The organism is Curtobacterium sp. NPDC087080, from assembly GCF_044745105.1.
Taxonomy (GTDB): domain Bacteria; phylum Actinomycetota; class Actinomycetes; order Actinomycetales; family Microbacteriaceae; genus Curtobacterium.
This window is the reverse complement of the sequence record NZ_JBIUZP010000001.1, coordinates 247,521-266,096: the sequence shown is the minus strand read 5'-3', so window position 1 is coordinate 266,096 and position 18,576 is coordinate 247,521. Positions and strand designations below refer to the sequence as shown.

Annotated in this window: 17 protein-coding genes; 1 reads left to right on the top strand and 16 read right to left on the bottom strand. The window is 72.8% G+C overall.

The window, feature by feature from the left end:
- Positions 1–10: 10 nt before the first annotated feature.
- The 5 genes from hisG to ACIPEQ_RS01210 form a co-directional block, all read right to left on the bottom strand.
- Positions 11–850, bottom strand: coding sequence for an ATP phosphoribosyltransferase (gene hisG / locus ACIPEQ_RS01230; RefSeq protein WP_126890801.1), 840 nt, complete (start codon positions 848–850; stop codon positions 11–13).
- A 75-nt stretch (positions 851–925) separates the two neighbouring features.
- On the bottom strand, positions 926–1,189 hold the full coding sequence (locus ACIPEQ_RS01225; protein WP_058726551.1) for a phosphoribosyl-ATP diphosphatase: 264 nt from the start codon (positions 1,187–1,189) through the stop codon (positions 926–928).
- A 92-nt stretch (positions 1,190–1,281) separates the two neighbouring features.
- Positions 1,282–1,941 (bottom strand): ribulose-phosphate 3-epimerase, encoded by a 660-nt coding sequence (rpe, locus tag ACIPEQ_RS01220; RefSeq protein WP_402713571.1) that lies wholly within the window; start codon positions 1,939–1,941, stop codon positions 1,282–1,284.
- 106 nt (positions 1,942–2,047) lie between these two features.
- Entirely contained in the window at positions 2,048–3,598 is a 1,551-nt protein-coding gene (locus ACIPEQ_RS01215) for an RsmB/NOP family class I SAM-dependent RNA methyltransferase (protein ID WP_402713569.1), read from the bottom strand.
- Positions 3,595–4,530, bottom strand: coding sequence for a methionyl-tRNA formyltransferase (locus ACIPEQ_RS01210; protein WP_402713567.1), 936 nt, complete (start codon positions 4,528–4,530; stop codon positions 3,595–3,597). Before ACIPEQ_RS01210 ends, ACIPEQ_RS01215 begins: the two co-directional genes overlap by 4 nt.
- Before the next feature lie 93 nt (positions 4,531–4,623).
- Between ACIPEQ_RS01210 and ACIPEQ_RS01205 the strand changes: the two genes are divergently transcribed.
- The gene (locus ACIPEQ_RS01205) at positions 4,624–5,079 is read left to right on the top strand and encodes a DUF4383 domain-containing protein (protein ID WP_174234689.1); all 456 of its coding nucleotides are present in this window, start codon (positions 4,624–4,626) and stop codon (positions 5,077–5,079) included.
- Between the two features lie 94 nt (positions 5,080–5,173).
- On the opposite strand, the gene ACIPEQ_RS01200 is transcribed toward ACIPEQ_RS01205, so the two are convergent.
- The 11 genes from ACIPEQ_RS01200 to pyrR all read right to left on the bottom strand — a co-directional run bounded on the left by ACIPEQ_RS01200 (position 5,174) and on the right by pyrR (position 18,576).
- Complete coding sequence (locus tag ACIPEQ_RS01200; RefSeq protein WP_402713566.1) at positions 5,174–7,156, bottom strand: primosomal protein N'; 1,983 nt, start codon at positions 7,154–7,156, stop codon at positions 5,174–5,176.
- Positions 7,157–7,163: 7 nt separating this feature from the next.
- Entirely contained in the window at positions 7,164–8,378 is a 1,215-nt protein-coding gene (gene metK / locus ACIPEQ_RS01195) for a methionine adenosyltransferase (protein WP_126890794.1), read from the bottom strand.
- A gap of 5 nt (positions 8,379–8,383) precedes the next feature.
- Complete coding sequence (gene rpoZ / locus ACIPEQ_RS01190; protein ID WP_402713564.1) at positions 8,384–8,647, bottom strand: DNA-directed RNA polymerase subunit omega; 264 nt, start codon at positions 8,645–8,647, stop codon at positions 8,384–8,386.
- Between the two features lie 115 nt (positions 8,648–8,762).
- Positions 8,763–9,656 carry a guanylate kinase gene (gene gmk / locus ACIPEQ_RS01185; RefSeq protein ID WP_209823705.1) on the bottom strand — a complete coding sequence of 298 codons (894 nt, stop codon included), beginning with the start codon at positions 9,654–9,656 and terminating at the stop codon, positions 8,763–8,765.
- 56 nt (positions 9,657–9,712) lie between these two features.
- Positions 9,713–10,609 carry an orotidine-5'-phosphate decarboxylase gene (gene pyrF / locus ACIPEQ_RS01180; RefSeq protein ID WP_402713563.1) on the bottom strand — a complete coding sequence of 299 codons (897 nt, stop codon included), beginning with the start codon at positions 10,607–10,609 and terminating at the stop codon, positions 9,713–9,715.
- Between the two features lie 11 nt (positions 10,610–10,620).
- Positions 10,621–13,899: a carbamoyl-phosphate synthase large subunit gene (gene carB, locus ACIPEQ_RS01175; RefSeq protein WP_402713561.1), complete on the bottom strand. Its 3,279-nt coding sequence runs from the start codon at positions 13,897–13,899 to the stop codon at positions 10,621–10,623.
- Positions 13,899–15,128 (bottom strand): glutamine-hydrolyzing carbamoyl-phosphate synthase small subunit, encoded by a 1,230-nt coding sequence (carA, locus tag ACIPEQ_RS01170; protein ID WP_402713560.1) that lies wholly within the window; start codon positions 15,126–15,128, stop codon positions 13,899–13,901. Before carA ends, carB begins: the two co-directional genes overlap by 1 nt.
- Positions 15,128–15,670, bottom strand: a complete 543-nt coding sequence (locus ACIPEQ_RS01165; protein WP_126890790.1) for a hypothetical protein — start codon at positions 15,668–15,670, stop codon at positions 15,128–15,130. The genes carA and ACIPEQ_RS01165 overlap by 1 nt, the downstream gene beginning before the upstream one ends.
- Positions 15,671–15,686: 16 nt before the next feature.
- Positions 15,687–17,051, bottom strand: coding sequence for a dihydroorotase (locus tag ACIPEQ_RS01160; RefSeq protein ID WP_402713558.1), 1,365 nt, complete (start codon positions 17,049–17,051; stop codon positions 15,687–15,689).
- Positions 17,048–18,010, bottom strand: coding sequence for an aspartate carbamoyltransferase catalytic subunit (locus ACIPEQ_RS01155; protein WP_209677253.1), 963 nt, complete (start codon positions 18,008–18,010; stop codon positions 17,048–17,050). Before ACIPEQ_RS01155 ends, ACIPEQ_RS01160 begins: the two co-directional genes overlap by 4 nt.
- A complete protein-coding gene (gene pyrR / locus ACIPEQ_RS01150) occupies positions 18,007–18,576 on the bottom strand; it encodes a bifunctional pyr operon transcriptional regulator/uracil phosphoribosyltransferase PyrR (protein WP_402713556.1) in 570 nt (189 codons plus the stop codon). The genes ACIPEQ_RS01155 and pyrR overlap by 4 nt, the downstream gene beginning before the upstream one ends.

The window sequence follows — 18,576 nt, the reverse complement described above, 5'->3', positions numbered from 1 at the left end:
AGCGCGTCGTTCACAGGCGTGCGGCGTGGATCGGGCTGACGAGGATGGCACGCGCGCCGAGGTCGTAGAGCGCGTCCATGATGAGGTTCGCGTCCTCGCGCGGGATCATCACGCGGACGGCCGACCAGTCGCGGTCGTGCAGCGGGGAGACCGTCGGCGACTCGATGCCCGACGCCACCGCGGTGGCCTGCTCGAGCAGGTCGGTCGGGATGTCGTAGTCGAGCATGACGTAGCCGCGGGCGACGAGCACGCCCTGCAGGCGACGACGCAGGACGTCGATGCCCGGGATGCTCTCGTCGGTCGAGATGAGCAGCGCGGTCGACTCGAGGATGACCGGACCGAAGATCTCGAGCCCGGCGGCACGGAGCGTGCTGCCCGTCGAGACGACGTCGGCCACGGCGTCGGCGACACCGAGGCGCACGGCGCTCTCGACGGCGCCGTCGAGCTTCACGAGGGTCGCTGTCACCCCGTGCCGGGCGAGGAACTCCCCCACGAGACCCGGGTAGCTCGTCGCGACGCGGACGCCGTCGAGGTCCTGCAGCTCGGTGAACCGACCGGGGGTGCCGGCGAACCGGAAGGTCGAGTCGGCGAACCCGAGCGCGTCGACCTCGTGCGCCGCCGACCCGGAGTCGAGCAGCAGGTCACGGCCGGTGATGCCGACGTCGAGCGCGCCGGAGCCGACGTAGGTCGCGATGTCGCGCGGGCGGAGGAAGAAGAACTCGACGCCGTTGCGCTCGTCGAGCAGGTGGAGCGCCTTCGGGTCACGGCGACCGGCGTACCCGGCCTCCTTGAGCATCTCGGAGGCGGTCTCGGACAGCGAGCCCTTGTTGGGCACGGCGATGCGGAGCATCAGGGGGTCTGCTTTCTGCTGGAGGTCGGTGACGTCTGCGGGTCGCGACGGCGCCGGAGCGCGCGTGGCGGGTGCCTACAGATGTCGCCAGACGTCCGCCGGGGTGAGCCCCTTCGCGACCATGAGCACCTGGAGGTGGTAGATCAGCTGCGAGATCTCCTCCGAGGTGCGCTCGTCACCCTCGTACTCGGCCGCCATCCAGACCTCGGCGGCCTCTTCCACGATCTTCTTGCCGATCTGGTGCACGCCGGCGTCCAGTTCGGCGACGGTGCCGGAGCCCTCGGGGCGCGTGCGCGCCTTCTCGGTCAGCTCCGCGAACAGGTCGTCGAACGTCTTCACGGGGACCAGGCTACCGTCCTGCGCGGACACGGCTGACGCACCGTCCGGACGGGAGGCGCTGGTCGCCTCCGACACGCTGTCCGCCCGGTCGGTCACGCGCGTGCCGCCGCTGCCGCCTCGCGCAGGTCAGCGATGCGCTCGGCGGGCTCACCGCCGTAGACGGCGGATCCGGCCACGAGCGTGTCGGCGCCGCTGCGGACGGCCTCGGGCACGGTGTCGACCGCGATGCCGCCGTCGACCTCCAGCCAGACGTCGAGGCCCGAGGCGTCCACCGCGGCGCGCGCGTCGGCGAGCTTCGGCATGACGGACGGCATGAACGACTGCCCGCCGAAGCCGGGTTCGACGGTCATGAGCAGGATCATGTCGTAGGCGTCGAGGTGGTGGAGCACCTGCGTGATCGGGGTGCCGGGCTTCACCGCGACGGCGGCACGGGCACCGTTCGACCGGATCGCGGCTGCGGTGGCCACCGGGTCGTCGGCGGCCTCGAAGTGGAACGTGACGCTCGAGGCGCCCGTCTCGGCGTACTTCGGCGCCTGCACGTCCGCGTCGGTGATCATCAGGTGGACGTCGAGCGGCACCGGCGAGACCTCCTGCAGGCGCTGCACGATCGGCAGGCCGAGCGTGAGGTTCGGCACGAAGTGGTTGTCCATCACGTCGACGTGCACCATGTCGGCGCTCTCGATGCGGTGCAGCTCCCGCTCGAGGTTGGCGAAGTCGGCGGACAGGATGCTCGGCGAGATGCGGATCGTCACCGTGCAACCCTACCGATCCGTGTCCTCCGCAGAACGCAACGTCGGCGGCACCTCGCAGCGGTACTGCACTGCGAGCAGACGCCGACGTTGCGTCGCGCGGAAGGGGTCAGGCGCGGCGGCGGAGGAGCGCGACGAACATGGCGTCGGTGCCGATCCGGTGCGGCCACAGCTGCACCGTCGGACCGTCGGCGACCTGCGGGTCCCGGGCCGCCACCGACCGGACCACGCCGGCGGTGTCGAGCTGCTCGAGCACGTCGCCGTGCCGCTCCAGGAGCGCGTCGACCTGTCCGCGCGTCTCGGCCAGGTGCGGCGAGCACGTCACGTACGCCAGGGTCCCACCGGGTGCGAGCGCTCGGACGGCCGCGTCGAGCAGCTCGGCCTGGAGCGCCGCGAGCTCGGGGACGTCCTCGGGCTGCTTGCGCCACCGCGCCTCGGGACGCCGACGGAGCGCGCCGAGCCCGGTGCACGGAGCATCGAGCAGGATCCGGTCGAACAGCTCGTCGCCCGGCTTGCCGAAGCGCCGTCCGTCGCCCTCGACGACCGTGACGGTGTCGGCGCCCACCACGGTGGACAGCGCCTTGCGCACCAGTCCGGCGCGAGCGGGGACGAGCTCGTTCGCGACGAGGGTCGCTCTGCCCTGCGCGGCCTCTGCGGCGAGGAGCGCGGCCTTGCCCCCGGGCCCGGCACACATGTCGAGCCACCGCTCCCCCGGGCGGACGGCGGACGACCGCGTGAGGGCGAGGGCCGCGAGCTGCGACCCCTCGTCCTGCACCCGGAGCCGGCCGGCGGCGACACCGGGGACCCGCGCGGGATCGCCGGTCGTCCCGCGGATGCCGAGCGGCGACACCGGACCGGCGTCCGCCTCGGGGATCCGGACGGGAGGCTCGGTGCCCGTGTCGTCGTCGGTCCCGGCTCCGTCGTCGGCACCGTCATCGTCCTGGGTCACGGTGCCGGGTCCGAGCGGCGCTGCCTCGTCGTCGGCGTCGCCGGCCGTCGCGGTGCGGACGTCCTCGTCGGTGGCGAGCCCCGGGAGCGCGACGAGCTGCACGCGCGGCGCGACGTTGTCGGCTGCGAGCAGGGCGGCGAGCTCGTCGCGCGACCGCTCCGCCGCCAGCGCGTCCCGGAGCGCAGCGACCACCCACGACGGGTGCGACCAGCGGGTGGCCAGCAGCGCGTCGCCGCTCCGCCCCTCGGTGACCAGGGCGTCCCACTCGTCGTCGGTCTTGGCGGCGACCTTCCGCAGCACGGCGTTCACGAAGCCGGTGGCCCGACGGGCGCCGACCTCGCGGGCGAGCTCCACGGTCGCCGAGACGGCCGCGTGCGTGGGTGTGCGCATGCCGAGCAGCTGGTGCACCCCGAGGCGCATCACGTCGAGCACGTCGGACTCGATGTTGTCGAGCCGGCGACCGGATGCGACCCCGACGATCGCGTCGTAGCGGCCGAGCATCCGGATCGACCCGTAGGTCAGCTCGGTGGCGAAGGCGGCGTCGCGGGCGGAGAGGCCGGCGCGACGGATGCGCGTGGGCAGGAGCAGGTTGGCGTAGGCGTCGTCGACCTGCACCGCGCGGAGCACGTCGAACGCGACCCGACGGGCACTGGTCGGCCGGGGTCGGCGGTCTGCTCGCGACTGCCGGGGCGGCTGGTTCGTCGGGCTCATGCGAGCACCACGCCCTCGAGCGAGCCGAGACCGCGTGCCCAGGCCGCACCGTCCATCGCCGTCTTGCCTGCCGGTTGCACCTCGGCGAGCACGAGCGGCACGTCGGCCGTCCCGACGAGCAGCCGACCGTCGACCAGTGCGAGCGCGCCGGGCGCGAGGTGCGGGGCGGAGGAGGTCGTGCCTCCCGGCAGGAGCGCGCTGCGGAGCAGCTTCACCCGTGTCTGGCCGAGGTGGGCGAACGCGCCGGGCTCGGGCGTCACCCCGCGGACGCGGGCGTGGACGGCGGGAGCCGGTTCGTCGAAGGTGACGTGTGCGTCGTCGGCGGTCGGCTTCGGGGCGAGGGTGACCGGCCCGGACTGCTCGGTGGCGACCGCGCTCCCGTCGGCCAGGGCGTCGACGACCCGCAGGACGGTCTCCGCCCCCGATTCGGCCATCGCGGCGAGGACGTCTCCGCTGGTCGCGTCCGGGTCGATGTCGAACGGGTCGGCGGCGTACACGGGACCGGCGTCGAGCGCCTCGACGAGCTGGAAGACCGTCGCGGCGGTCCGGGTGTCGCCCGCCATCACGGCGCGCTGGACGGGCGCGGCACCGCGGTACGCCGGCAGGTCGGAGAAGTGCAGGTTGACCCAGCCGAGGCGCGGAGCGTCGAGGGCGGGACGACGGAGGAGCGCACCGTACGCGACGATGACGCCGAGGTCGGTCTGCAGGTCGACGAGCTGCGCGGTCACGGCCTCGTCCACCCGGGTCGCCTCGATGACGGGCAGACCGAGCTCCCCGGCGACCTGCGCCACGGGCGTCGGCGTGAGGACACGCTTCCGGCCCTGGGATGTCGGGGGTCGGGTGAGGACGGCCGCGATCTCGTGGTCGGAGGCGGCGAGACGTCGGAGGGTGGGGACGGCCGCAGCGGGGCTGCCGGCGACGACGAGACGCATGGGGTCCATCGTCCCACGCCCGACGGTGTCCGACGCGCGCGGGACGTGGACGACCGGGAACGGACTGCGAGCCGCCTGGGTAACGTCCGGACCATGAGTGACGTCACCACCTCCACCAACCGCTACGCCGGCTCGTCGATCCAGAAGGTCGCGCTCGTCGTCGGCATCGTGTTCCTGCTCGTCGGGATCGCCGGGTTCGTGCCGGGGCTGACCTCCGGCGACCTCGGCGGTGCCGGGCACCACTCGATGGCGATGCTGCTCGGGATCTTCCAGGTGTCGGTCCTGCACAACATCGTGCACCTGCTGTTCGGTGTCGTCGGGTTGCTCGCGGCGAACCGTGCGACAGGCTCGCGGATGTACCTCGTGATCGGCGGCGTCGTCTACTTCGTGCTGTGGGTGTACGGCCTGTTCACCGCGGGCACGATGTCCGGCGCGAACTTCGTCCCGCTGAACTGGGCAGACAACTGGCTGCACCTCGTGCTGGCGATCGGCATGGTGGCGCTCGGCGTCGTCTTCCCGCGGGAGCGCCGCCGCCCGGTCGGCGCCTGACCCGGGGCCGGACCCGCAACACACCACGTCGGCGGCTCCTCGCGGTGGTACACCCCTGCGAGCAGCCGCCGACGTTGCGTTCTGCGGCAGCGGGTCAGACCTCGGTGAACGGCTCGGCGTCGTCGAGCCGCACGCGCAGGGTGGGCGCCGCACGACGGCGGTTGCCGCCCGGCAGCACCCGCCGGGTCGACGAGCGGCGGATCACCTCGGCCTTGAGCGTCGCCGCGACCTCCCCCCCGTGCGCGTACGGGAACCGCACGATCGCACGGACCGTCCCGGGCACCGGGTCCTCCGGCACCGGCACCGGGCCGAGGACCGCCCCGACGACCGCGTCGCCGAGGGCCTCGACCGCCGCGGTCACCGCCTCGTCCGTGCCGGTGAGGGTCGCCACGCGGACCGCCGGCGGGAAGTGCAGGGCGCGTCGATCGACGAGTTCGTCGTGCGCCGGACCGTCGAGCCGCCAGAGCGCCATCGCGGTGGCGAGCTTCCCGCCGATGCCGACGAGGTACACCTCGGCACCAGGCGCGCCCTTGGCGGCGGCGTTCGTCCAGAAGCGGAGCACGTCCTCCTGCACCCGGAGCCCCTCACGCGCGAGGAGCCGTTCGCCGTCGAGCAGCAGTACGCAGGCGTACCCGCCTGGCACGCTGGGCTCCGCGCCACGGGTGGCGACGACCACCGCGGGGCGGGCCGGGACCTCGTCGAGCGGACGGGAGCCGTCGGCCACCACGATCCTCGTACCGGGGAACGCCCGACCGAGCTCGTCGGCGGTCCGCTGCGCCCCCTGCCCGACGGGCTTGAGCTTCCCCCCGCCGCACGTCGGGCACCGGTACCCGACGGCGAGGGCACCGCAGAACCGGCACTGCGGGGTCGCGTTCCGGTGCGGGCTGCCGAGTGGCCCGCCGCACACCCGGCAGTGCGCGCGCTCGCCGCAGTCGGCGCAGACCAACCCGGTGCCGAAGCCCGGGTTCGCGACCTGCACGAGGACCGGGCCGTGCTGGCTGGCCTCGCGGGCGGCACGCCACGCCGTGCTCGGGATGCGCGCCTGGGCTGCGAAGCCCTCGGCGCTCGCCTGCTGCGCGGTCGGGATCACCTTCGGCGTCGGCACCCGGTACGGCGCGACCTCCTGGAGCCAGTGCAGCTCGACGAGCCGCTGCACGTCGGTCGACCGGGCGTGCGCGAGGAAGAGGAGGGCAGCGCCGGACTGGGCGGTCCGGACGAGGGCGACGTCACGCGTGTGCACGTACGGGGCGCGGGGCTCGACGAAGGACGCGTCGCCGTCGTCCCACATCGCCACGAGTCCGAGCTCGGCAGCCGGTGCGAACGCCGCCGTCCGGTTGCCGATCGCCACGACCGCGTGGGTCCGCGCCTGCAGCAGTGCCTTCGCCCGCTGCCCGTTCGTCTGCTTGGCGTCGAAGCGGACGACGCGCTCGGGCGGGAGCACGGCGAGGAGCGCCCGTTCGAGGTCGGTGACGTCGCGGAAGTCCGGCACCGCGAGCACGGCGGACTGCTCACGTGCGACGACCTGGGATGCGGCCTGCGCGAGCGTCGCGGCCCATCCGGGCACCCACACGGGATCCTCGGCCGTCCCGAGGTCGACGGGGTGGGGGACGGCGTCGACCGCAGCCCGTCCGTGGTCGGCGAGCAGTGCCTCCAGGACGCCCTCGCCGTAGCCGGTGACGGGGGTCGGCTCGACCGCCGGGGGCGACCACGAGGTGTCGCGGGCCAGCCAGGCCTTCTCGGCACGGACCTGCCGCGTCGGCACGGCGAGCCGGAGCACGTCGGACGCGACGCCGGCGGCACGGTCGGCGACGGCGCGCGCGAGGGTCCAGATCTCCGGCGCCAGCACGGGCACCGGTGACACGACCTGCTCGACGGGACTGAGCTCGCCCGGCCAGTCTCCCTCGGAGACGATCTCGACGACGTACGCGTCGGACATCCGGGCGCCGGTGCGCAGCGGCACCTTGACGCGGACCCCCGGCACGCAGTCGTCCTCGAGCTCGGCCGGCACCCGGTAGTCGAACAGACGGTCCAACTGCGGGAGCGGCGAGTCGAGGACGACGCGCGCGACGGAGGTCACACGGTGCCTAGACGGCGGCGGTGACGAGCCCTGCTGCGGCGCGGAGCTCCTCGACGCGGTCGAGCTGCTCCCAGGTGAAGCCGGGCAGCTCGCGGCCGAAGTGGCCGTACGCCGCGGTCTGCGCGTACCGGGGCTTGAGCAGGTCGAGGTCGCGGATGATCGCGGCCGGACGCAGGTCGAACACCTCGGTGATCGCCGCCTCGATCGTGGCGTCGTCGACGTGTCCGGTGCCGAACGACTCGACGTACAGGCCGACGGGCTTCGCACGGCCGATGGCGTAGGCCACCTGGACCTCGAGCCGGTCCGCGAGCCCCGCGGCGACGGCGTTCTTCGCGACCCAGCGCAGCGCGTACGCGGCCGAGCGGTCGACCTTCGACGGGTCCTTGCCGCTGAACGCGCCACCGCCGTGCCGGGAGGCTCCGCCGTACGTGTCGACGATCACCTTGCGCCCGGTGAGCCCGGCGTCGCCCTGCGGGCCGCCGATCTCGAACCGGCCGGTCGGGTTCACGATGACGTCGACGTGCGACGAGTCGAGGTCGACAAGGTCGAGCACCGGACGGATCACGTGCTCGGTGATCTGCGCCGTGAGCTCGTCGAGCGTGACCGCGGGCGAGTGCTGCGTGGAGAGCACGACCGTCTCGACGGTCTTCGGCACGACGCCGTCGTAGCCGACCGTGACCTGCGTCTTGCCGTCCGGACGGAGGAAGTCGAGCACACCGGTCTTGCGGACCTCGGCCAGACGCTCCGCCAGGCGGTGCGCGAGCCAGATCGCGACGGGCATGTACTCGGGCGTCTCGTTCGTGGCGAAGCCGAACATGATGCCCTGGTCACCCGCACCCTGGCGGTCGAGCTCGTCGACGCCGGCGCCGGACCGGCTGTCGAGCGACTCGTCCACGCCCTGGGCGATGTCCGGTGACTGCGCGCCGATCGACACCTCGACACCGCAGGTGCGGCCGTCGAAGGACACCTCGGACGAGTTGTAGCCGATGCCCGTGATGACGTCGCGGACGAGCTTCGGGATCTCGACGTAGCCGGAGGTCGTGACCTCGCCCGCGACGTGCACGAGCCCGGTGGTGACCATCGTCTCGACCGCGACCCGCGCGTGCGGGTCGACCGCGAGCAGCGCGTCGAGGATCGTGTCCGAGATCTGGTCGCAGATCTTGTCGGGGTGCCCCTCCGTCACCGACTCGGACGTGAAGAGGCGCAGGTTGGTGCCGCTCACCGGGGTCAGTCGGTGGGCTTCTGCTGCTTGGTGACGGTCAGCTTGTCCTCGTTGATCTCGTGCAGAGCGACGGACAGCGGCTTGTCGTCGATCGTCGAGTCGACGAGCGGGCCGACGTTGTCGAAGAGCGACCCCTCGTGCAGGTCGGCGTAGTAGTCGTTGATCTGACGCGCGCGCTTCGAGGCGAAGATGACGAGCGCGTACTTCGACTCCACCTTGGCGAGCAGGTCGTCGATGGGCGGGTCGATGATGCCCTGGGGGTTGGCCATGGTGTCTCCTGTCGGCTGCGGGTGCGTGGGGCGCGGGTCCGACCGGATCGGACCGCCAGACCGTGGTCGGGCTGCGCGGGCGCGACGCCGAGGAGGCGCGCGCGGGTGCGCCGTGTCAGGGCGCAGAGAACAAGTCTACGACCTCGCGTGCCGCGGTGCCGACATCCGAGTTCACGATCCGCACGTCGAACTCGTCCTGGGCGGCCAGCTCGACCTTCGCGGTCTCGAGGCGGCGCGCCTGTTCCTCGGCGGACTCGGTGCCGCGGCCGATGAGCCGGCGGACCAGTTCCTCCCACGTCGGCGGCAGCAGGAACACGAGCACGGCCTCGGGCATGGCGTCACGGACCTGCCGGGCGCCCTGCAGGTCGATCTCGAGCATCACCTTGTCGCCGGCGTCGAGCGCGCGGTCGATCGGCGGACGCGGCGTGCCGTACCGGTAGGAGTTGTGCACGACCGCCCACTCGAGCAGCTCGCGGTCGCGGATCATCCGGTCGAACTCGGCGTCGTCGACGAAGTAGTAGTGCACGCCGTCGACCTCGCCCGGACGGGGCTTCCGGGTCGTCGCCGAGACGCTGAGGTTCACGTCGGGGAAGTGCTCGCGGATGTGCGCGCTCACGGTGCCCTTGCCGACCGCGGTCGGTCCGGCGAGCACGACGAGCTTCGACGCGCCGCGCTTCCGGCCGCGCGCGGCGAGCCAGTCCGCCAGGGCGGTGCGCTGGCGGGTACCGAGACCACCGAGCCGCTTGGACGGCGCGATGCGGAGCTCCCCCATCACGGCCTCGGCACGCGCAGGGCCGATGCCGGACATGCTCGTGAGCAGGTCCCGCACGCGCAGGGACTTCTCGGCGGGCAGGTCCTCGTCGGACCAGGCGGCACGGGCGACCTCGAGGGCGCTGCGCTCCCCCGACGCGACCTGCGCCTTGACCGCCGCCCGGGCGCGCCGTGCGGCGACGGCGGCGCGGGCAGCCGCGACCCGGTCGACCTCCGGCGGGTTGCGGTGCGCGGGCAGGTCGCCGCGGTCGGGCGTCTGGTCGGCGGGCGTCTGGTCGGCGGGCGTCTGGTCCGTCACGCGGCCGCCCCCAGTGCAGCGTGGATGCGGTCGACGCGGTCCTGCACGAGGGCCGCGACACCGTCCGGGCCGTCCGCCAGCAGCCCGCGGGACTCGTTCACCAGGACCTGCTCGGCGCGCGCACCGTACCGGGCGCGCAGGTCCTCGATCCGCGCTCCCTGTGCGCCGAAGCCCGGGGCGAGCACCGGCGCGTTGCCGATGGTCTCCGCGTCGATGCCGAAGTCGTCGAGGTCGAGGGTGGCGCCGAGCACGAGCCCGACGTCCCCGAGCGGCTGCTCGCCGCCGGTCCGGTTGTCGTCTGCCACATCAAGGACGATACCGGCAGCGACGGATCGTCCGGCACGCGGCCCCTCGGCGAGCACGGCGGTCTGCAGCACGCGCGCCTCCGGGTTGCTCGTCGCGGCGAGCACGAACACGCCCGCGTCGTTCCGCCGTGCCACCTCGACGGTGCCGGCGAGCGAGCCGTACCCGAGGTACGGCGACACCGTCATCGCGTCGGCCAGGAACGGGCCGTCTCGGTCGAGCCACGCGAGCGCGTAGTCGTCACCGGTCGACCCGATGTCGCCCCGCTTCACGTCGGCGACGACCAGGAGGCCCGCATCACGCGCGCGACGGAGGGTCGCGTCGAGCGCGCGGTACCCGGGCACCCCGGCCGCCTCGAAGAAGGCGATCTGCGGCTTCACGATCGCCGCGCGGCCGGCGGCCGCGTCGACCAGGGTCGCGCCGAAAGCGGTGAGACCCTGCTCGTCGCGGCCGAGCCCCCACGCCGCCAGGGTGGCGGCGTGGGGGTCGATGCCGACGCACAGGGGGGAACGCTGCCCCACGGCGGCGGCGAGCCGGACACCGAAGGGGCTCGAGCCTCCCGTCCGGGGCGTCGACACGGCGGCCGTCACGTCCGCTCCCGTCACCAGGTCGCGCGCTCGAGCGCGTAGTCCTGCAGGCTGCGGGCGCTGAGCGGGGTGCCGATCGTCTCGATCGCCGCGACCGCCGCACCGAGCTGCGCGATCGTCGTGAAGAGCGGCTTGTCCGCGGCGACCGTGGCCGCACGGATCTCGTAGCCGTCCGCACGACCGGCGGCGCCGGAGGGCGTGTTGATGACGATGTCGACCGCGTCGCGAGCCAGCAGGTCGACGACGCTCTCGCCGCCCTCGCTGTACTTGCCGACCAGGGTGACCTCGATGCCGTTGCGGCGCAGGACCTCGGCGGTCCCCTCGGTCGCGGTGATCGTGAACCCGAGCTGCTGCAGCCGGTGCACGGGCAGGACGACCTGGCGCTTGTCCGTGTCCGCGACGCTCACGAAGACCGTGCCGCTCGTCGGCAGACCACCGTACGCGGCGTCCTGCGACTTGAGGAACGCCCGCGGGAAGTCGCGGTCGATGCCCATGACCTCGCCGGTCGACCGCATCTCGGGGCTGAGCACCGAGTCGACGACCTGGCCGTCGTGGGTACGGAAGCGACGGAAGGGCAGCACGGCCTCCTTCACGGCGACGGGTGCCTGCGGCGGGACCGAGGAACCGTCGCGCTCCGGCAGCATGCCCTCGGCGACGAGCGCGGCGATCGACGTGCCGGTCATCACCCGGCTCGCCGCCTTGGCGAGCGGGATGCCGAGCGCCTTCGACACGAACGGGACCGTGCGGCTGGCGCGCGGGTTCGCCTCGAGGACGTAGAGCACACCCGCGCCGATCGCGAACTGCACGTTGAGCAGGCCCTGCACGCCGATGCCGCGGGCGATCTTCTCCGTCGCCTCGACCACGCCGCGGATCTCGGCCTTGCCGAGGCCGACCGGCGGCAGGGTGCAGGCCGAGTCACCGGAGTGGATCCCGGCCTCCTCGATGTGCTCCATGATGCCGCCGACGTAGAGCCGCTCGCCGTCGAAGAGCGCGTCGACGTCGATCTCCACCGCGTCGTCGAGGAACCGGTCGACCAGCAGCGGCAGGTCCGGGCCGATGATCGCCTGGTCGGCCATGCGGTCGAAGTAGTCCGCGAGGGCGGCCGGGTCGTAGACGATCTCCATGCCGCGTCCGCCGAGCACGAAGGACGGGCGGACGAGGACCGGGTACCCGATCTCCTCGGCCACCGCGGTCGCGCTGGCCAGGTCGTGGGCGGTGCCGTTCCGCGGTGCGAGCAGGCCGGCCTGCTCGAGGATCGCGGCGAACTGGCCGCGCTCCTCGGCGGAGTCGATCGCGCTCGGGGTCGTGCCGAGGATCGGGATGCCGGCCGCCTCGAGCGGCTTCGCGAGCCCGAGGGCGGTCTGCCCACCGAGCTGCACGACGACACCGACGAGCTCGCCGGACGCCGCCTCGGCCTCGATGACCTCGAGCACGTCCTCGGTGGTGAGCGGCTCGAAGTACAGCCGGTCCGAGGTGTCGTAGTCGGTGGAGACCGTCTCCGGGTTGCAGTTGATCATGATCGTCTCGTAGCCGGCGTCCGACAGCGCGAACGAGGCGTGCACGCACGAGTAGTCGAACTCGACGCCCTGACCGATGCGGTTCGGGCCGGAGCCGAGGATGACGACCTTCTTGCGGTCGCTCGCGGCGACCTCGGTCTCGGCGTCGTACGACGAGTAGTGGTACGGCGTGAGGGCCGGGAACTCGCCGGCGCAGGTGTCCACCGTCTTGAAGACCGGGCGGATGCCCTGCTCGTGGCGGGCGTCGCGCGCCTCCTGCTCCGTGATCCCTCGCAGCGCGGCGATCTGGGCGTCGCTGAAGCCGTGCTCCTTCGCCCAGCGCAGGGTGTCCGCGTCGAGCGTCTCCGCAGCACGCACCTCGTCGGCGACCTCGTTGATGAGGACGATCTGGTCGATGAACCACGGGTCGATCTTCGTGGCCTCGAAGACCTCGCCCGCGGTGGCGCCGGCGACGAGGGCCTGCTGCACCGTGACGATGCGGCCGTCGGTCGGCGTCTTCGCCTTCTCGAGCAGGGCGTCCTTGTCGAGTTCGGCCGCCGGGGTGTCCCAGTGGAAGCTCGACCCGCGCTTCTCGAGGCTCCGCAGGGACTTCTGCAGGGCGGTGGCGTAGTTCCGACCGATGGCCATCGCCTCGCCGACGCTCTTCATGGTGGTGGTGAGCGTGGCGTCGGCCGCCGGGAACTTCTCGAACGCGAACCGCGGGGTCTTCACGACGACATAGTCGAGCGTCGGCTCGAAGCTCGCCGGCGTGACCCGGGTGATGTCGTTCTCGATCTCGTCGAGGCGGTACCCGATGGCGAGCTTCGCGGCGATCTTCGCGATCGGGAAGCCGGTCGCCTTCGACGCGAGCGCGGACGAGCGGGAGACGCGCGGGTTCATCTCGATGACGATCAGGCGACCGTTCGACGGGTCGACGGCGAACTGGATGTTGCAGCCGCCGGTGTCGACACCGACGCGACGGATGATGTCGATGCCGATGTTCCGCATGTTCTGGTACTCGCGGTCGGTCAGCGTCAGCGCGGGGGCGACGGTGATCGAGTCACCGGTGTGGACACCCACCGGGTCGACGTTCTCGATCGAGCAGATCACGACTGTGTTGTCGAAGTTGTCCCGCATGAGCTCGAGCTCGTACTCCTTCCAGCCGAGGATCGACTCCTCGAGGAGCACCTCGGTGGTCGGGCTCGACTGCAGGCCGTCGCCCACGAAGCGGACGAGCTCCTCCTCGTTGTACGCGAAGCCGGAGCCGAGACCACCCATCGTGAAGGACGGTCGGACGACGAGCGGGTAGCCGAGGTCCTGCGCGAACGCCTTCGCCTCGTCCAGGGTGTGGGCGATGTGGCTGCGGGCCACGTCGGCACCGGACTCGAGCACGAGCTCCTTGAAGAGCTGACGGTCCTCGCCGCGCTGGATGGCGTCGACCTTCGCACCGATGAGCTCGACGTCGTACTTGTCGAGGATGCCCTCGGCGTCGAGCTTGATCGCCGCGTTGAGCGCCGTCTGGCCACCGAGGGTCGGGAGCACGGCGTCGGGGCGCTCGATCTTGATGATCTCCTCGAGCGAGGCGCTCGTGATCGGCTCGATGTAGGTCGCGTCGGCGAAGTCGGGGTCGGTCATGATCGTCGCCGGGTTCGGGTTGACGAGGATGACGCGGACGCCCTCGGCGCGGAGGACGCGGCACGCCTGGGTGCCGGAGTAGTCGAACTCGGCGGCCTGACCGATGACGATCGGGCCCGAGCCGATGACGAGGACGGAGTTGATGTCTGCGCGCTTCGGCATCAGTTGCTGCTTTCGTTCTGCGCGGCCGACGCGCCGGCGTCGGTCGTCGGGTCGGCTGCGGGGGTCGTGGCGGTGGCGGTCGCCGCGTCGAGCGGCTTCCCCTCGCGTCGCGCACGGACCAGGTCCGCGAACCGGTCGAACAGGTACATGGAGTCGTGCGGACCGGCCGCCGCCTCGGGGTGGTACTGCACGCTGAACGCTGGCACGTCGAGCGCGCGGAGGCCCTCGACGACCTGGTCGTTCAGGGAGTAGTGCGAGACCTCGACCCGGCCGAACCCGGCCGGCGACTCGAGCACCTCGCCCAGGGGCGCGTCGACCGCGAAGCCGTGGTTCTGGCTCGTGATCTCGACCTTCCCCGTGGCGGTGTCGAGCACCGGCTGGTTGATGCCGCGGTGGCCGAAGGGCAGCTTGTACGTGCCGAAGCCGAGCGCGCGGCCGAGGAGCTGGTTGCCGAAGCAGATGCCGAAGAACGGGCGGCCGGTCCGCAGGGACTCCTGGAGCAGTTCGACCTGCGCGTCGCTCGCAGCCGGGTCACCGGGGCCGTTCGAGTAGAAGAGCGCGTCGGGGTCGAGCTCCTGCAGCGCGTCCGCCGTGATGTCCTGCGGCACGACGTGCACCTCGAACCCGCGCTCGGCGAGGTACCGGGTGGTCGACGCCTTGACGCCGAGGTCGAGCACGGCGAGCCGGCCGATCTGCTCGCCGACGGCGGGCACCACGTACGTCTCCGGCGTGGACACGATCGACGAGAAGCTCGCACCGGCCATGGCGGCCTGCTCGCGCACGGCACGCAGCTGCTCGTCCGCGGACAGGTCCGCGTCCGCCCCGCTGAAGACGCCGCCCTTCATGGCGCCCGCGTCGCGGATCCGGCGGGTGAGCGCGCGCGTGTCGATGCCGGAGATGCCGACGATGCCGTCGCGCACCAGGTGGTCGTCGAGGGTCGCGTTCGCGCGGTGGTTCGACACGACGCGGCTGGGGTCACGGACCACGTAGCCGGCGACCCAGATGCGACGGGACTCGGGGTCCTCGTCGTTGACGCCGGTGTTGCCGATGTGCGGCGCGGTCTGCACCACGATCTGCCCGGCGTAGGACGGGTCGGTCAGCGTCTCCTGGTAGCCGGTCATGCCGGTGGCGAAGACGACCTCTCCCAGGGATCGGCCTCGGGCGCCGTAGGCCCGTCCGTCGTAGCGGGTGCCGTCCTCGAGGACCAGTACGGCCCGTTCGCGTGTCATCAGTTCGTCCCTTCGCCCGCGGTGTGCGGGTGTTCGTGCGTCGTCGTCAGTCCCTGCAGGGCGGCGAGTGCTGCTGCGTCGCCCTCCGGGAACCGGAAGTAGGTGTCGAGGTCCGTCGCTCCTGCGGCGCCGGTCGCCGTCCATCGCAGACGGACCAGTCCCCCGGGTTCGACCACCCGGTCGATGGCCGAGGTCGCCCGGTCGGCGCCACGGACGTCGGTCGCGGCGATCCACCGGTCGGCGGTGCCGGCGTGGTGCAGGACCACCCCGGTGTCGTGCACGGTAACCCCTCCGCGGCCCCGGAACCCGAGCCCGCCCGCCGTGATGCGTTCGAGGGGCTGGTCGGCGCGGGTCGTCGCGACGGTGAAGCCGTCCCAGGACCCGGCCGCCGGTCCGAGCCCGGTCGGGACCGGGACGGGAGGCACCGCTGCGGTCTGCGCGCGGGTCCGGGTCCGCCAGGTGCGCGCCATGGCGACGAACAGCGCGGCCACCAGGAGCAGGATCACCGCTCCGGTCAGCCAGCGCAGCGCGTCGCCGCTCACCGTGTCACCGCCGGGCTCACGCGGACGCCCCCTTCGCCGACCGCGCCGCGAGTGCGGCCGCGGCGACCGTCTCGGCGTCGACGAGCACGCCGTCGAGCAGCGTCGGGTACCCGTGGTGGAAGGTCGCGACGACCCGGCCGGGCAGCCGCATGCCGAGGTACGGCGAGTTCTGCGACTGGCCGTGCAGGTCGTCGACCGAGAACTCCCGCACCGCCGCAGGGTCGTACAGCGTCAGCTCGGCGGGGGCGCCCTCGGCGATGCGCTGACCGTGCCCCTCGACCTGGCCGATGCGGGCGGGTGTCTCGGACAGCACCCGCGCGACGTCCGCCCAGCCGAGCCGGCCGTCCTCGACCACGGCGGCGTGCACGACGCTCAGCGCCGACTCGAGCCCGACCATGCCGTTCGCCGCGGCCGGCCACTCGCAGCACTTCGCCTCGGCGGTGTGCGGGGCGTGGTCGGTCGCGACGATGTCGATCGTGCCGTCGGCCAGTGCGGCGCGCAGGGCGTCGACGTCCTCGCGGGAGCGCAGCGGCGGGTTCACCTTGTACCGGGCGTCGTACCCGGGTGCTCCGTCGACCCCGGCGATGAGGTCCTCGGTGAGCACGAGGTGGTGCGGCGTGACCTCGGCGGTGACGTCGATCCCGCGGGACTTCGCCCAGCGGATCACCTCGACGCTGCCGGCGGTCGACACGTGGCAGACGTGCAGGCGTGCGCCCACGTGGTCGGCGAGCAGCACGTCGCGGGCGATGATCGCCTCCTCGGCCACGGCCGGCCAGCCGGCGAGCCCGAGCTCCGACGACAGCCGGCCCTCGTTCATCTGCGCACCGATGGTCAGCCGCGGCTCCTGCGCGTGCTGCGCGAGGACCCCGCCGAAGCCCTTGATGTACTCGAGCGCCCGACGCATGAGCAGCGGGTCGGCGACGCACGAGCCGTCGTCCGAGAAGACGCGGACCTTCGCCCGGCTCGTCGCCATCGCGCCGATCTCGGACAGGTGCGTGCCCTGCAGCCCCTGCGACACGGCGCCGATCGGGCGGACCGTGACGTAGCCGGCGTCGTCCCCGAGCGCCTGGACCTGCTCGACCACGCCCGCGGTGTCCGCGACCGGCGAGGAGTTCGCCATCGCGTTGACGGCGGTGAAGCCGCCGGCCGCCGCGGCACGGGATCCGGTGAGGACGGTCTCGGACTCCTCGGAGCCGGGCTCGCGCAGGTGCGTGTGGAGGTCCACGAGACCGGGCAGGGCGATCAGGCCGTCCGCGTCGACGACCGAGGCGCCGGCCCCGTCGAGACCGGACCCGACCGCGGTGATGCGTCGTCCCTCCAGGCGGATGTCGGCACGCGAGCCGTCGACCAGCTGCGCGCCGCGGATCAGGTGGGCGGTCATGCGACGGACTCCTTCGCTTCGTGCTCGCCGGTGAGGGCGAGGTACAGGACGGCCATGCGGACGGACACGCCGTTGGCGACCTGCTCGACGACCGTCGAGCGCGGGTCGTCGGCGGCCACGCCGGCGATCTCGAGGCCGCGGTTCATCGGCCCCGGGTGCATGATCAGCGTGCGCTCGGACAGGCGCGCCGCCCGGGCTGCGGTGAGGCCGAAGTGGCGGGTGTACTCGCGGGGGTTCGGGAAGAACGCGTCGTTCATCCGCTCCTGCTGGATCCGGAGCAGCATCACGACGTCCGGGTCCTCGGCGAGGGCGGCGTCGAGGTCGTGGTGCACGGCGGCACCGAACGGCCGGTCGACCGCGGGCAGCAGGGTCGGCGGCGCGGCGAACGTGACCTCGGCGCCGAGCGTGCGGAGCAGCCAGGCGTTGCTCCGGGCGACCCGGCTGTGCAGGACGTCGCCGACGATCGTCACGCGGACGCCGTCGAGCCCCTGCCCGCGGCTCGCGGTGCCGTGGAGACGACGGCGCATCGTGAAGGCGTCGAGCAGGGCCTGCGTCGGGTGCTCGTGCGTCCCGTCGCCGGCGTTCACCACCGGGACGTCGATCCAGTCGGCCTCGGCGAGGACCCGCGGGGCGCCCGACGCCGGGTGCCGCATGACGATGCCGTCGATGCCCATCGCGCCGAGGGTCTGGACGGTGTCCTTCAGCGACTCGCCCTTCGAGACGCTGGAGCCCTTCGCCGCGAAGTTGATGACGTCGGCGGACAGGCGCTTGGCGGCGGCCTCGAAGGAGATGCGCGTGCGGGTGGAGTCCTCGAAGAACAGGTTCACGACGGTCTTGCCGCGGAGTGCCGGGAGCTTCCGGACCTCGCGCGTGTTGACCTCGGCCATCTCCTCGGCGACGTCGAGGATGCGGACGGCCTGCTCGCGGGACAGGTCGGCGGTGGAGAGGAGGTGCTTCACGAGGCTGCCTCCTGCCGCGCGTCCGGCTGTTCGATGACGACCTCGTCGGTGCCGTCGGTCTCGGTCAGCCGCAGCGTGACCCGCTCGTCGGACGCGGTCGGCAGGTTCTTGCCGACGTGGTCCGCGCGGATCGGCAGCTCCCGGTGCCCCCGGTCGACGAGCACCGCGAGGCGGACCGCACGCGGCCGTCCGATCCCCTGCAGGGCGTCGAGCGCGGCGCGCACCGTGCGGCCGGAGAAGAGCACGTCGTCCACGAGCACGACGACCTTGCCGTCGATGCCGCCGGCCGGGATCGTCGTCCGGTGCGGGGCGCGACCGATGCCGTGACCGAGGTCGTCCCGGTGCATGGTGACGTCGAGCGTGCCGGTGCGGGTGGGACCCGGCGTCCACTCGGGCTCGATGTCGGCCAGGATGCGGTCGAGCCGCTCGGCCAGGACGGCACCCCGTGTCGGGATGCCCAGGAGCACGAGCTCCGAGGCGCCGTGGTTGGCCTCGAGGATCTCGTGCGCGATGCGTGTCAGAGCACGCGCGATGTCGGGGTGTTGCAGGACCGTTCTGGTGCCCAC